We start from the raw sequence: 13,183 nt of genomic DNA on the forward strand, positions 1-13,183 counted from the left end.
TAGCAAGTCTAAAAATCCGTCTCGCCCTTGATCACGGCCGGGTGCCCCGTCATGGCGCGCGAGGTCTGCATGCCGGCCATCACGGCCGCCTCGACGCAGCCGGCGTTCAAGCCGGTTTTGATCCAGTCGCCGGTCAGGAACAGATTGCCGAACCCCGAGCCGTCCGTGGCCAGCCGGTATTGGGTGCTGCCGACCACCGACATCACATAGCGCTCGGACGGGTCGACATTGGCGCGCCAGTACTGGCTGTCGAAACGCGCCGGCCCGCTGGCCTCTTTCGCATCGACCAGCCATTGCCAGGGAAATGCGCCGGCCGGCCCCGCTTCGGGCCACAGCGCGGCGATCTGGTTTTCCAGCTGATTGACGGCGCCCTGTTTCGCCTGCGCGGCGCAGCGGGCCGGAAACCCCGTATCGGTGACGGGCGGATAGCTGGCGACCGGAAACGCGCTGCAAAAGTACGAGACGTTTTTGGGTTCATGACCCGCCGGCCAGTCTTCGTGCGCCAGCAGCTGGTCCATCGGCGCCCAGGTATCGTAGGGTTCCGTAAACGCCGACAGCACCGGCTGCTGGCCACCCGGCTGCCTGGTCCAGCCCATCTGCGCCAGGTCCTTGTTCAGCCACACCTGGTAGGCTTGCGTGGCCACGGTTTTCACCTTGTCGACCGTCTGCGCCAGCGCGGGGCTGGCCGCCAGCAACTGCGGGCACAGGGCCGGCAGCGAGCCGATGGAAATACCGAACACCACCTTGTCGAAGTCGACGCCCTTCTTCAATACCGTGACGGGCAGCGGCTGGCCGAAGGCCTGCCGGTACTGCTGCGGCCAGTCGCTCCAGTACGATTCCAGGTTGATGCCGGCCTGTTGCAACAGCGCCGCCTGGGCCGGCTCGAACTGGGCGTAATCGGGCGCGCTGGGCCAGCAGGCCAGGCCTTTCACGTCGACCAGCGGCGCGTAGCCATCGGCCGGGTCGCGCAGCGCCACCTGTTCGGTAATGCGGATGCTGTCGATCTCGCCGGTTCCGTTACCAGGCACCAGTTCTTCCACCCGCTGGAAGAATTTGAACCGCACGCCGCGCTTTTTCAGCACTTCATACAGCGGCGTGAAAATGGTGTCGCCCATGCCGGCCTGCATCTTGAACATGATGCCGCCCTTGTAGGCCAGGCCGATGCGCGCCATCGAACGCAGCAAGGTGCCGGCCTCGATGTTCGGCTTCGAAAAATCGCCGCCTTCGTAGGCGAACACCAGGTCGTAAAAGCCGCGCACGGGAGCCGAATCGACGCTGAAACGCTCGTCGCCGCCATGCTTGCGCAGCCAGTCGCGGAAGTCGATATCGTTGATGACGTCAAACCCGTTCTTGAACACGCCGTCCTCGAAACAGCCCTTCAGCACCGTGATGCCCAGGTCCAGGCAGGTAAACAGCCGGCGCAATTCATCGTCGGCGTCGATCAGCGCCCGGTAGCGCAGCCGCAGCCAGGCGCGGATGCCGGCAAGCGTACCGGCCAGCAGCTGGTGGCGGGCCGCATCGTGGCGCGTGGAGTCGGGCGCCAGGTCGGCCACCAGCGCCACCAGCGCGCCTACCGACAGCCCCACGTCCAGCCCCAGCTCGTCGGCCTGCTCCACCACTTCATCGGCCAGCCGGCGCAGCCAGCCCGGCCACTTGCCTTCGCCACCCTGGCCCAGGTCGGCCGCGGCGCGAGCGATGCGCGCGTCGGCCTCGGCCACCTGCCGGATCTGGCGTATCCACTGCTCGATCCAGCCCACCATCGCCACCGCCATCTGCCACAGGGTGACGTCTTCGCCGCCCTCGCCCGGTTCGCCCGGCAAGGTGGGAAACACGATCGACCAGTTGCGCCATTCGCCGCGCACGTCTTCCGACAGCGCCACGTAATCCTGCTGTTTGAAGGCGTCGCGCCAGGTGGCCAGCGGCGCGCCGGGCGGGCGATCCAGGCTGGCATACGCCTCCTTGATCATCCTGAAGGCATTGGCATAGAAGCCGAACCAGATATGCAGGCCGTGTTCCTCGATGCGCTGGCCCAGTTGCGCATTGCGCCCGCTGGCGCCCTTGCCGCCCAGGCGCCAGCCCAGTTGGTAGACGGTGATCTCATGCTGGTTTTGCCAGCCCGGCTGGTCGCTCAGGTAATACGCCGCAGTCAGCGCGCCGACGCCGCCGCCGAGAATAGCGATTTTCTCGGGCGCGATGGCCGAGTTGTCGACCAGTTCCTCGCCCGGCATGGCGGTAAAGTCGAAATTGATATTGAAGGGCAGGATCGCCGATTGCGTGCCCAGCTTCAGTCCCAGGGTCTGGTCCAGCGGGAAGCTGTCGAAGGCGTGCAAGGTGCACTCGTATTCATGGCCGAGCAAACGGCCGCTGTGCAGGCGGTTGATTTCGGCCGGCGCCGCCACCAGCGCCTGGTAGACGGCTTTCACGCCCGCGCTGTCGGGGAACTGCTTGAGAAAAATCTGGTCGATGCGCGGATTGCGCAGCAGCGACAGGATATCCTGCCAGCCGGCCGCATCGAGGTCGAAAAAGTCGGGGATCGACAGGAAAATCTTGAAGGCCTGCTCGATCAGCTCCAGGAAGCTGTTGACGGGTTTGTGCAGCCCCGTCTGCACGGTGGCGTTCACTTCCAGCAGCGGGTGCAGCGCGATTTTCGTCTCGGGCGAAAAAGGGTGGAAGCCCTTGGCGGCCACCGAACAGCGCAGCGGCTCGCTGCCGGCTTCGGGGATCTCGTACTCGCACAGGTATTTCGGGTAGCCGAACAATTCGCGCCCGTTAATCAGGGCCATCGCGTCATCGACAAAGATATGGCAGGGATACCAGTAGATATGCGCCAGCTTGCCGTGCTGGTCCATCTCGCCGACCATGATCCAGGTGACGATATCGACTTCTGTGATCCAGCCCTTGGCCTGGTCGACCGGGTTGGCCGAATCGGCATGGTTGACCCTGGTAAAAGTGAGCATCACGTACGGCGACAGTGCCTTGAACGTCATGCGCTTGCCTGCCACCTGGTTCAGGCAGGCGTTGACGGTGGCCTGCAGCTTCGCCAGGTCGCCCTTGACGAAGTAGCCGTACATTTCGGACTGTTTCAGTTGCAGCGGCGAGTGCATCATCACCGAGCCGCCCTGGTAGATATAAGAAGGTCTTGCCATCATCGCCTTGCCCCCGCAGCTGAAGAAAAAATGTTGCATATAGTCTAGGTGAAAATGAAAGATTAACGATATGAAATTAATTGCCGGGCTCGCCAAGGCGAACCCACCCCGGCGCGCCGCGCGGTGTACGATGGCGGCATGCCACTCGCACCCGCCAACCAGACTATCGACATGCAAGCCGCTACCGTGACCACCGATTACGTTTCCACCTTTTCCGGCAATCGCTTCTATCCGCTGCGGCCGCATATCGACCGGGTCGCCATCGAGGACATCGCCCACGGCCTGGCCTACCAGTGCCGCTTCAATGGCCAGACGAAAACCTTTTATTCGATTGCCCAGCACAGCCTGATCGTCGCCGGCCTGGTGCCGCCGCCGCTGCGCCTGGCCGCCCTGCTGCATGACGCGGCCGAAGCCTACCTGGGCGACATGGTGAAGCCCTTGAAAGTGCTGATGCCGGAATTTGCCGCGCTGGAAGACCAGGTGACGGCGATTATCGCCGCCACCTACGGCATCGACTTTTCCGACTACGCGCCCATCAAGCGGGCCGACCTGATCGCGCTGGCCACGGAAAAGCGCGACCTGATGCCCCATTCCGCCGAGCGCTGGGCCTACCTTGACGGCATCGCCCCCTTGCCCGGTATAATTGTTGCCATGGATCCTGGCGAAGCGAAGCAATGCTTCCTGCAGCGTTTCCATGCATTGCGCGGCGCTTGAGGCCGCGGGCTGATTGCGTGCTGGCACGCTAAGCCCCGGTTTTTGCACGGCTTTTTCAGATATCCACAGCAACTGTGGATAAAGTTGTTGATAAACCCCTCTTGACAAGCCGCAACGCCAGTATTGATGCGGGTTTCAATAATTTGCTGAATTCGCAGGCAATTTTTTTCCTGAATATAATCAATGACTTGCAACACCACCCTTGCGCTGGCGCAGCAATGTTTTGTCCATGAGGAAAAATATTTTTTCTGTGCATAAGCGCGGGGCGTAAAACCGCCCTGCCCTTTGACAAAGCGCGCGCACTGGCCTAAGGTAGATGCGGCGCGCACGCTCAACGCTGGGAAATGCATGAATACCGATACTGTAAAAGCCGCCAACGCGGATGATGAACCCGACTGGCTGGTCGACGATCCGCAGCACGGCGATGACGAAGACGCCGCCCAGGCCATCGCGCAACCGTGGCGGGTGCTGATCGTCGATGATGACGTCGACGTCCACGTGGTCACCAAATTCGCTCTCAGCCAGGCCAGCTTCGAAGGCCGCAGGCTGAGCTTTCTGCACGCCTATACGGGCGAGGAAGCACTGACCTTGCTGCGCAGTACACAAGACATCGCGGTGGTGCTGCTCGACGTTATCATGGAAACCCAGGATGCTGGCCTGCACGTGGCGCGCCAGATCCGCGAAGACCTGCACAACAGTGCCGTGCGCATCATCCTGCGCACCGGCCAGCCGGGCCAGGCGCTCGAGCACCGCATCATCATCGACTACGACATCAACGATTTCTGGTGCAAGACCGATCTCACCACGCGCAAACTGTTTACCACCGTGATTTCCTCGCTGCGCACCTACGCCAGCCTGCGCGACGCCGAGCGGCAGGTCAGCGACCTGGCGGCGGCGCTCGAGCACTGCATCGAGCTGCCGCCTCACCCTGCACGCTGATGCCGGCACGTGTGACTTTTGCTCGGTAAACAACAGCACTGGATGGGCATACAGCACTTCCAGCCTGCCGCCTGGCCCTGGCTCCGGAACCAAAAAAAACACTGTATTTTGCCGAACAAGCGCTAAGTGGCGGATTGTTAAGCGCTTTTTCAGATATCCACACAGATTGTGGATATCTTTGTGGATAAGCGCCTCTTGACAGCCCTCAAAGCCACAGCCCGTGCGGCTTTCAATAAACTGCTCAATCAAGCAGCAAAAATAAAACCTAACAAAATCAAACAGTTACAAAACCATCTATCGACAGCCGAAAATAATTTCCAGGATTTCGCGATCTCATCATTTGTGCATAACTGCGCCGCAATGATCATTTCGGCAAGCCTGGTGCTACGCTTTCTGCAATAACATTTGCAATTTGCAAATAACTTGGCAAGGGTAGCCGAGGCGGACTGCGGCGGCGCCGCCGCTTGAATTCAGGTAGCGGCAAAAGCCATGGACAAGGGCGCGCAGGCGCGGTGATAATCTGACATGACCACCCCCTCCTTCGCCCCGCCCGCCGCCGACCCGCCCGAGGGCAGCCAGCCCCGGCCTGCCTCGCTGTCCGACCTGTTCTTCTCGTTTACCTGGCTGGCCCTGCAGGGCTTTGGCGGCGTGCTGGCCGTGATACAGCGCGAAATGGTCGAGCGCAAGCGCTGGCTGACGCAGGAACAGTTCCTGGAAGACTGGGCGGTGGCGCAGATCATGCCAGGCCCGAATGTGGTGAACCTGGCGCTGATGGTGGGCGGCCGCTATTTCGGCTTGCCCGGCGCCCTGGCGGCGCTGGCCGGCATGCTGGCCGTGCCGCTGCTGATCGTGCTGGTACTGGGCGTGCTGTACACGCGCTTCGGCACCGACCCGCAACTGGCAGGCGCCTTGCGTGGCATGGCGGCGGTGTCGGCCGGCATGATCGCCGCCACCGGCATCAAGCTGGCCGCCGCCCTGGCCAGGCACCCGCTGCCGCTATGGCTGAGCTTGAGCCTGGTGGCGCTGGGCGTGCTGGCCGTGGCCGTGCTGCGCCTGCCCCTGGTGTATGTGCTGCTGGTGCTGGGCGGCCTGGGCTGCACGCTAACCTGGCGCAGGCTGTCGCCATGAGCCCGCCCCTGCAACTGGTGCTGAGCACCTCCGACTGGCTCAGCCTGTTCGGCCACTACCTGATGCTGTCCCTGATGTCGGTCGGCGGCGCCATTTCCACCACCGCCGAAATGCACCGCTTCCTGGTAGAACAGCATGGCTGGCTGACGCAGGCGCAATTCAATGAATCGATCGCCATCGCCCAGGCCGCCCCCGGACCCAACGTGCTGTTTGTCGCCCTGATGGGCTGGAACGTGGGGATGAACGCCGGCAGCACGGCCGCCGCCTGCCTGGGCGTGCTGGTCACCATGGTGGGCATCATGCTGCCCAGCACCACCCTGACCTATATGGCTGCGCGCTGGGGCCACCGCAACCGCCACCTGCGCGGCGTGCGCGCCTTCAAGCAGGGCATGGCGCCCATCGTCGTCGCGCTCCTGATCTCCACCGGCATGATCCTCGGCGGCGCCAACCACAACGTCACCACCGACTGGCCGATCTGGAGTTTATCCATCGTGGCCGGCCTGATCATCTGGCGCACCAAAATACATCTGCTGTGGCTGCTGGCGACAGGCGCCGTGCTGGGCTGGTTTCAGCTGATCTGAATCACACGGCCAGATGCCGTTTCACATCCTCGCCATCCATCAAGTCCGCCCCACCGCTGGCCACCACGCTGCCGCGTGACAGCACGATGAACTGGTCGGCCAGTTCGCGTGCGAAATCGAAATACTGTTCGCACAGCACGATGGCGATATCGCCGCGCTGTTTCAGCAGCCGGATCACGCGGCCGATATCCTTGATCACGGACGGCTGGATACCCTCCGTCGGCTCATCGAAGATGATCAGTTCCGGGCTGGCCAGCAAGGCGCGCGCGATCGCCAGCTGCTGCTGCTGGCCGCCGGACAAATCGCCGCCGCGCCGCTGCAGCATTTCCTTCAGCACCGGAAACAGGTCATACACCATGTCGTCGATGCGCGAGGCCTGCCGGCCGCTTTTAACGGCCATGCCCATCAGCAGGTTTTCCTCGACCGTCAGGCGGGCGAAGATATCGCGCCCCTGCGGCACATAGGCGATGCCCAATTTTGCCCGCGCATGCGGCGACAACTTCGTGATGTCGCGGCCATTGAACACCACCTTGCCCTGCGCCACGGGCAGCACGCCCATCAGGCACTTGAGCAAGGTGGTCTTGCCGACGCCATTGCGGCCCAACAAGGCCAGGCATTCGCCTTTTTTTGCCGTCAGGGACACGCCGCGCAAGGTGTGCGAGGAGCCATAATATTGGTTCAGTTGCGTCACTTCCAGCATGTTATCTTCCCAGGTAGACTTCGATGACGCGTTCGTCGGCTTGCACTTCGTCCATGCGGCCCTGCGCCAGCACCGAGCCTTCATGCAGCACGGTCACGATGCCCTGCTGGGCGATTTCCGTGACAAAGCCCATGTCATGCTCGACCACCATGATGGAGTGCTTGCCGCGCAACTCGTTGAGCAATTCCGCCGTGCGCGCCGTTTCCGCGTCCGACATGCCGGCCACGGGTTCGTCGAGCAAGATCAATTGCGGCTCCTGCATCAGCAGCATGCCGATTTCCAGCCACTGCTTCTGGCCGTGCGACAGCAGCCCGGCCAGTCGCGCTTCCTGGCCGTGCAGGCGGATCAGGCGCAGGATGGCTTCGATCTTGCCTTCCTGCTCGGAGTTCAGGCGCGCAAACAGGGTCGGCGCCACTCGCTTGTTCATCTTCATCGCCAGTTCCAGGTTGTCGAACACCGTGTGCTGCTCGAACACGGTGGGGCGCTGGAACTTGCGGCCGATGCCGGCATGGGCGATCGCATATTCGGTCATGGTCGACAAGTCCATGGTCTGGCCGAACCAGGCCGTGCCGGAGGTGGGCCGCGTCTTGCCGGTGATCACGTCCATCATGGTGGTCTTGCCGGCGCCGTTAGGGCCGATAATGCAGCGCAACTCGCCGACCGAAATATCGAGGCTCAGCTTGTTGATGGCCTTGAAACCGTCGAACGACACCGTGATGTCTTCCAGGTACAAAATCGCGCCATGGGTGGTATCGAGACCCTCGCCTTTCACGCGCGCATACGACGAGCCGGAGCCCGCTTCCGAACCAGCCATGCCGGGAACCATGCGGATGCTCATGCGGCCTCCTCTGCCGCCACGGCGGCTTTCTTGCGTTTCAGTTTGGCCAGCACTCCGAGGATGCCCTGCTGCATGAACAAAGTGACGACGATAAACAGCAGGCCCAGCGCGAACAGCCACAGCTCGGGCAAGGCGGCCGTAAACCAGCTTTTCAGGCCATTGACGGTAAATGCGCCCAGGATCGGGCCGATCAGGGTGCCGCGCCCGCCGACCGCCACCCACACCACCATCTCGATGGAATTGGCGGGCGACATTTCGGACGGATTGATAATGCCCACCTGCGGCACGTAGAGTGCACCAGCGATGCCGCACAGCACGGCGGACAGGGTCCACACGAAGAGCTTGAACCACAGCGGGTTGTAACCCAAAAACATCAGCCGCGCCTCGCCGTCGCGCACGCCCTGCAGCACCCGCCCCAGTTTCGAGCTGACGATGGCGCGCGCGCCGATCAGCGCGGTGACCAGGAACGCCAGGGTCAGGAGAAACAGCACGGCCTTGGTGGCGGGCGCCGTCACGCTATGGCCGAGGATGGTCTTGAAGTCCGTAAAACCGTTGTTGCCGCCAAAGCCGGTATCGTTGCGGAAGAACAGCAGCATGAAGGCATACGTCATCGCTTGCGTGATAATGGAAAAATACACGCCCTTGATGCGCGAACGAAAGGCGAAATAACCGAACACGAACGCCAGCACGCCCGGTACAAGGACAACCAGCGCCATGCAGTACCAGAAATGTTCCGTAAACGCCCAGTACCAGGGATAGGTCTTCCAGTCGAGGAACACCATAAAGTCGGGCAAGGCGCTTTGATACTGGCCCTCGGCACCGATCGCGCGCATCAGATACATGCCATGCGCATACGCACCCAGCGCAAAGAATACGCCGTGGCCCAGCGACAATATGCCCGTGTAGCCCCATACCAGGTCCAGCGCCAGCGCGGCCAGCGCATAGCACATGAACTTGCCAACGAGACCCACGGTATAGGCCGACACATGCAGCGGATGGCCTTCGGCAAACAGCAGGTTAAAAATGGGCAGCAAGGCCGCCACGATGGTGAAGGCGGCAATCGCCGCCCAGACGGGCCGCGAAAACAGGCCCTGGTTGACACGAAGTGAGGTAATCATTCGACGCTGCGTCCCTTCATGGCAAACAGGCCCTGCGGCCGGCGCTGGATAAAGATGATGATGAACACCAGGATGGCGATCTTGGCCAGCACCGCGCCCGCCACCGGTTCCAGGAATTTGTTGACTTCGCCCAGGCCAATCGCCGCGATCACGGTGCCGGCCAGCTGGCCCACGCCACCCAGCACCACCACCATGAAGGAGTCGACGATATAGCTTTGGCCAAGGTCCGGCCCCACGTTGCCCAGCTGCGACAGCGCCACGCCACCCAGGCCCGCAATCCCGGAACCGAGGCCGAAGGTCAGCATGTCGACCTTGCCGGTGGCCACGCCCACGCAATCGGCCATGCGGCGGTTTTGCGTAACGGCGCGCACGAACAGGCCGAGCCGGGTTTTATTCAGGATCAGCCACACGGCCACCACCACCAGCATGGCGAACACGATGATGGCGATGCGGTTGTACGGCAGCACCAGGGAACCGAGCACGGTGACACCGCCCGACATCCAGGCCGGATTGGCCACTTCCACGTTCTGCGCGCCAAAGATGGTGCGGACAAGCTGCATCAAAATCAGGCTGATGCCCCAGGTGGCCAGCAGGGTTTCCAGCGGCCGGCCGTACAGCCAGCGGATCACCGTGCGTTCCAGCACCACGCCCACCGAACCGGCGACAAAAAACGCCGCCGGCAGCGCCGCCAGCAGATACCAGTCCTGCATGCCGGGCAAATACGCGCGGAAGAACAGCTGGCACAGATAGGTGGTGTAGGCGCCTATCATCAGCAGCTCGCCGTGCGCCATATTGATAATGCCCATCAAGCCAAAGGTGATGGCCAGGCCCAGCGCGGCCAGCAGCAGCACGCTGCCCAGCGACAGGCCATAGAAGATATTGCCGATGAATTCGGTGCGCTGCACCCGGCCCTTGATCTGGCCTATCGTATCAACGGCGGCGATGCGCACGGCTTCGTCCGGCTCGCCGGACTTGCCGTCCGCGCCCTTGTCTATCATTGCCTGCAGCGGCGCCAGCAGGCGCGCGTCGCTGCTGATGGCCAGGTCCTGCACCGCCTGCCTGCGCGTGGCCGCGTCCGGCGCATGCAGGTTGGCGCTGGCGATCAGCACCTGCAGCATCTGTTTGATTTCGCCATCGCTCTCCTGCGCCAGCGCCTTGCGGATCAGCGGGAGCTGCGCCGGGCTGACGGCTTTTTGCAATTCCTGGGCTGCGGCAAGACGCGCGGCGCGTTCCGGCGCCAGCAGTTTCAGGCCCGACAGCGCGCCCTCGACCACGCCGCGCAGGCGGTTGTTGACCATCACGCCATCGATGCCATCCGGCGTTGCTGCGGTCTTGCCGGTGGACGGATCGTAGGCTTGCCCGCCATCGCCGTCGACGATCAGCACAGCGCCGCCTGGGGTGGCATACAGGGTTTCGGCCTGCAAGGCCTGCAACACGCGGGCCGCCTCGGGCGTGGCCAGCGCGGCGATCTGGCCGACGGCCGCGATCCGGGCTTCGGAGTCGTCGCCGGCCAGCGGTTTCAATAGTGCGGGATCGATGGCGGCCTGGGCATACAACGGTAGCAGGCAGAGTAACAGCAAAATACGGCTAAGCAGACGCATGCGGGTAGACCTCTCATTTTTACTTCAGCCCAAGCGAAAATCCGGGGTCAGACGGGAACGCCGAGTTCCGTCGGGTCTGACCCCGGCCTTTCAACAGCTAACTTACAGTTTCTGCTTCGCCTCATTACCCTTGATAAACGGGCTCCATGGCTGGGCGCGGATCGGCTCCTTGGTTTTCCACACCACATTGAACTGGCCGTCGGCCTTGATCTCGCCGATCATCACCGGCTTGTGCAGGTGGTGGTTGGTGGCATCCATGGTCAGGGTGAAGCCGGACGGCGCCTTGAAGGTCTGGCCACCCATGGCGGCGATCACCTTGTCGGTATCGGTCGACTTGGCCTTTTCCACGGCCTGCGCCCACATGTGGATGCCGACATAGGTCGCTTCCATCGGATCGTTGGTGACCACCGAACCGGCGTTCGGCAGCTTCTGTTTCACCGCATAGGCTTTCCACTTCTTGATGAAGTCGGTATTCACCGGGTTCTTGACGGACTCGAAATAATTCCATGCCGCCAGGTGGCCCAGCAAAGGCTTGGTGTCGATGCCGCGCAGCTCTTCCTCGCCGACCGAGAACGCCACCACCGGCACATCGGTCGCTTTCAGGCCCGCATTGCCCAGTTCCTTGTAGAACGGCACGTTCGAATCACCATTGATGGTCGAGATAACGGCCGTCTTGCCGCCGGCCGAGAACTTCTTGATATTGGCAACGATGGTCTGGTAGTCGGCATGGCCGAACGGCGTGTAGACCTCGCTGATATCGCTGTCCTTGACGCCCTTGCTTTTCAGGAAGGCGCGCAGGATCTTGTTGGTGGTGCGCGGATACACATAATCGGTACCCAGCAGCACGAAGCGTTTCGCTCCGCCGCCATCGGCGCTCATCAGGTATTCGACGGCGGGAATCGCCTGCTGGTTTGGCGCGGCGCCCGTGTAGAACACATTCTTTTCCAGTTCCTCGCCCTCGTACTGCACCGGGTAGAACAGCAGGCTGTTGAGTTCCTTGAAGACCGGCAGCACGGACTTGCGCGACACCGAGGTCCAGCAGCCGAACACCACCGACACCTTGTCCTGCGCCACCAGCTGGCGCGCTTTTTCCGCGAACAGCGGCCAGTTCGAGGCCGGGTCGACCACCACCGGTTCCAGCTTCTTGCCCAGCACGCCACCCTTGGCATTGATCTCGGCGATCGTCATCAGCGCCACGTCTTTCAGCGACGTTTCGGAAATGGCCATGGTGCCGGACAGGGAATGCAGTATCCCTACCTTGATGGTGTCGGCGGCAAAGGCCGACTGCGTGTAGGCCGAGGCAACCATGGCCAATGCGCCTGCTGCTGCCGCTTTCAAGATGATGCGTCGTGACATGTGGACTCCTGAGTGTGGATGGATAGTCGAGAGGGGCATACGAATGTTGTTAAAGCAGAATGCATGCCAGCATTGGCCATGACGCGACAGGAGTAAAAGCGCCACGATGTGGTGCGCAGGTGGTTTTGTTGCACGAAAAAAAACCCGGCTGCACAAGGACTGTGCAACCGGGTTTGATTCATGCAATGCGATGGTGCTTTACTTCTGAACGCCCTTGCGTGGTGCACGCAAGCGGCGCCAGCCTTTGCGCAACAGCGGGAACAGGATGCCGAAGCCGACCAGCCACGGCAGGATGTAGGCCAGCGCCGTGATGGCGTTGGCCGTGCCCTCGGACAGGTTCTCCGTAAAATTGCCCAGCGAGCGCTTGACCGGCGACCAGAACGAATGCTTGCCCTGCGCACTGATCGATATCTTGAGCAAATCGGTGTCGATGCGCTGCATCAGCAGGGAATTGGCAGCCGTCGCCTCTTCCAGTTCGGTCTGCACTGTCGCCAGTTCCTTGGTGACCTTGATCAGTGCGTCGACATTGTTGCCCGATTTCTTTTCCAATGCCTGCAGCTGCGCCTGGTATTGCCTGAGCATTTCCAGGCGTTTGCGGCTGTCCATGACGGGACGGCCCAGGTCTTCCGCCTTGGTCCCCTGGCTGGTCAGCTCGCCTTCGGCCGCGACCAGTGCGACGATCTTCTGCACGCCGGCCGGCTTGGCGCGCAGGCTGATGCGCGCATGCATGTAGCGGCCACTGTCCAGGCTGGAATCGAGCAGCATGCAGCCATTGGCTGTATCGGCCTTGCAGGCGGCCACCACCTTTTCGTACAGAGGGCGCACCCGCGCCTCGCCCGTATCGACGCCGACCGAATGTTCATAGGCGAGAAATTCGGCGCCCTTCTCCTTGCCTTGCAGGCGCGCGGCGCTCGACTGGCCACCGCCATCGAGCTCGCCCTTGCTGCTGCAAGCGGCCAGCGCGAGCAGCGCCGCGACGGCCATTGTCTTGACCAGCTTGTTAGAAAATTGCATGATTTCCTTTTTATTAATATGTTATTGCTTGCATTTTATTGTCAAACG

At 62.1% G+C, this 13,183-nt stretch carries 12 protein-coding genes; 5 read left to right on the top strand and 7 right to left on the bottom strand.

Features of this window, described 5'->3' with window-relative positions; translation table 11 throughout:
- Positions 1–8: 8 nt before the first annotated feature.
- The gene (locus ACP7B7_RS24165) at positions 9–3,149 is read right to left on the bottom strand and encodes an NAD(P)-binding protein (RefSeq protein ID WP_308921926.1); all 3,141 of its coding nucleotides are present in this window, start codon (positions 3,147–3,149) and stop codon (positions 9–11) included.
- A 135-nt stretch (positions 3,150–3,284) separates the two neighbouring features.
- On the opposite strand from ACP7B7_RS24165, the gene ACP7B7_RS24170 reads away from it, so the two are divergent.
- The 5 genes from ACP7B7_RS24170 (at position 3,285) to ACP7B7_RS24190 (ending at position 6,508) form a co-directional block, all read left to right on the top strand.
- Entirely contained in the window at positions 3,285–3,860 is a 576-nt protein-coding gene (locus tag ACP7B7_RS24170) for a phosphohydrolase (protein ID WP_308921927.1), read from the top strand.
- Between the two features lie 348 nt (positions 3,861–4,208).
- Complete coding sequence (locus ACP7B7_RS24175; RefSeq protein ID WP_308921928.1) at positions 4,209–4,799, top strand: response regulator; 591 nt, start codon at positions 4,209–4,211, stop codon at positions 4,797–4,799.
- 180 nt (positions 4,800–4,979) lie between these two features.
- On the top strand, positions 4,980–5,201 hold the full coding sequence (locus ACP7B7_RS24180; RefSeq protein ID WP_308921929.1) for a hypothetical protein: 222 nt from the start codon (positions 4,980–4,982) through the stop codon (positions 5,199–5,201).
- A gap of 123 nt (positions 5,202–5,324) precedes the next feature.
- Positions 5,325–5,927 (top strand): chromate transporter, encoded by a 603-nt coding sequence (locus ACP7B7_RS24185; protein ID WP_308921930.1) that lies wholly within the window; start codon positions 5,325–5,327, stop codon positions 5,925–5,927.
- Positions 5,924–6,508 (top strand): chromate transporter, encoded by a 585-nt coding sequence (locus ACP7B7_RS24190; RefSeq protein WP_308921931.1) that lies wholly within the window; start codon positions 5,924–5,926, stop codon positions 6,506–6,508. The genes ACP7B7_RS24185 and ACP7B7_RS24190 overlap by 4 nt, the downstream gene beginning before the upstream one ends.
- Position 6,509: 1 nt before the next feature.
- Here the strand turns inward: ACP7B7_RS24190 and urtE are convergent, their stop codons facing one another.
- The 6 genes from urtE to ACP7B7_RS24220 all read right to left on the bottom strand — a co-directional run bounded on the left by urtE (position 6,510) and on the right by ACP7B7_RS24220 (position 13,135).
- Complete coding sequence (gene urtE, locus ACP7B7_RS24195; RefSeq protein ID WP_308921932.1) at positions 6,510–7,208, bottom strand: urea ABC transporter ATP-binding subunit UrtE; 699 nt, start codon at positions 7,206–7,208, stop codon at positions 6,510–6,512.
- 1 nt (position 7,209) lies between these two features.
- A complete protein-coding gene (urtD, locus tag ACP7B7_RS24200; RefSeq protein WP_374694199.1) occupies positions 7,210–8,046 on the bottom strand; it encodes an urea ABC transporter ATP-binding protein UrtD in 837 nt (278 codons plus the stop codon).
- Entirely contained in the window at positions 8,043–9,164 is a 1,122-nt protein-coding gene (gene urtC, locus ACP7B7_RS24205; RefSeq protein ID WP_308921933.1) for an urea ABC transporter permease subunit UrtC, read from the bottom strand. The genes urtD and urtC overlap by 4 nt, the downstream gene beginning before the upstream one ends.
- Complete coding sequence (urtB, locus tag ACP7B7_RS24210) at positions 9,161–10,765, bottom strand: urea ABC transporter permease subunit UrtB (protein ID WP_426078394.1); 1,605 nt, start codon at positions 10,763–10,765, stop codon at positions 9,161–9,163. The genes urtC and urtB overlap by 4 nt, the downstream gene beginning before the upstream one ends.
- Before the next feature lie 102 nt (positions 10,766–10,867).
- Positions 10,868–12,121 carry an urea ABC transporter substrate-binding protein gene (urtA, locus tag ACP7B7_RS24215; RefSeq protein WP_308921935.1) on the bottom strand — a complete coding sequence of 418 codons (1,254 nt, stop codon included), beginning with the start codon at positions 12,119–12,121 and terminating at the stop codon, positions 10,868–10,870.
- 198 nt (positions 12,122–12,319) lie between these two features.
- A complete protein-coding gene (locus ACP7B7_RS24220; RefSeq protein ID WP_426078395.1) occupies positions 12,320–13,135 on the bottom strand; it encodes a DUF4349 domain-containing protein in 816 nt (271 codons plus the stop codon).
- Positions 13,136–13,183: the final 48 nt, after the last annotated feature.

The sequence above is a fragment of the Janthinobacterium sp. PSPC3-1 genome (assembly GCF_049896105.1).
In the GTDB taxonomy this organism is placed as follows: Bacteria; Pseudomonadota; Gammaproteobacteria; order Burkholderiales; family Burkholderiaceae_D; genus Janthinobacterium.

Bases quoted from the DNA above. Each gene is read 5' to 3' on its own strand.
- urtC (WP_308921933.1), bottom strand. From the start codon at position 9,164: ATGATTACCTCACTTCGTGTCAACCAGGGCCTGTTTTCGCGGCCCGTC.
- ACP7B7_RS24220 (WP_426078395.1), bottom strand. From the start codon at position 13,135: ATGCAATTTTCTAACAAGCTGGTCAAGACAATGGCCGTCGCGGCGCTG.
- urtE (WP_308921932.1), bottom strand. From the start codon at position 7,208: ATGCTGGAAGTGACGCAACTGAACCAATATTATGGCTCCTCGCACACC.
- ACP7B7_RS24175 (WP_308921928.1), top strand. From the start codon at position 4,209: ATGAATACCGATACTGTAAAAGCCGCCAACGCGGATGATGAACCCGAC.
- urtA (WP_308921935.1), bottom strand. From the start codon at position 12,121: ATGTCACGACGCATCATCTTGAAAGCGGCAGCAGCAGGCGCATTGGCC.
- ACP7B7_RS24170 (WP_308921927.1), top strand. From the start codon at position 3,285: ATGCCACTCGCACCCGCCAACCAGACTATCGACATGCAAGCCGCTACC.
- urtB (WP_426078394.1), bottom strand. From the start codon at position 10,765: ATGCGTCTGCTTAGCCGTATTTTGCTGTTACTCTGCCTGCTACCGTTG.
- ACP7B7_RS24165 (WP_308921926.1), bottom strand. From the start codon at position 3,149: ATGATGGCAAGACCTTCTTATATCTACCAGGGCGGCTCGGTGATGATG.
- ACP7B7_RS24190 (WP_308921931.1), top strand. From the start codon at position 5,924: ATGAGCCCGCCCCTGCAACTGGTGCTGAGCACCTCCGACTGGCTCAGC.
- ACP7B7_RS24185 (WP_308921930.1), top strand. From the start codon at position 5,325: ATGACCACCCCCTCCTTCGCCCCGCCCGCCGCCGACCCGCCCGAGGGC.
- urtD (WP_374694199.1), bottom strand. From the start codon at position 8,046: ATGAGCATCCGCATGGTTCCCGGCATGGCTGGTTCGGAAGCGGGCTCC.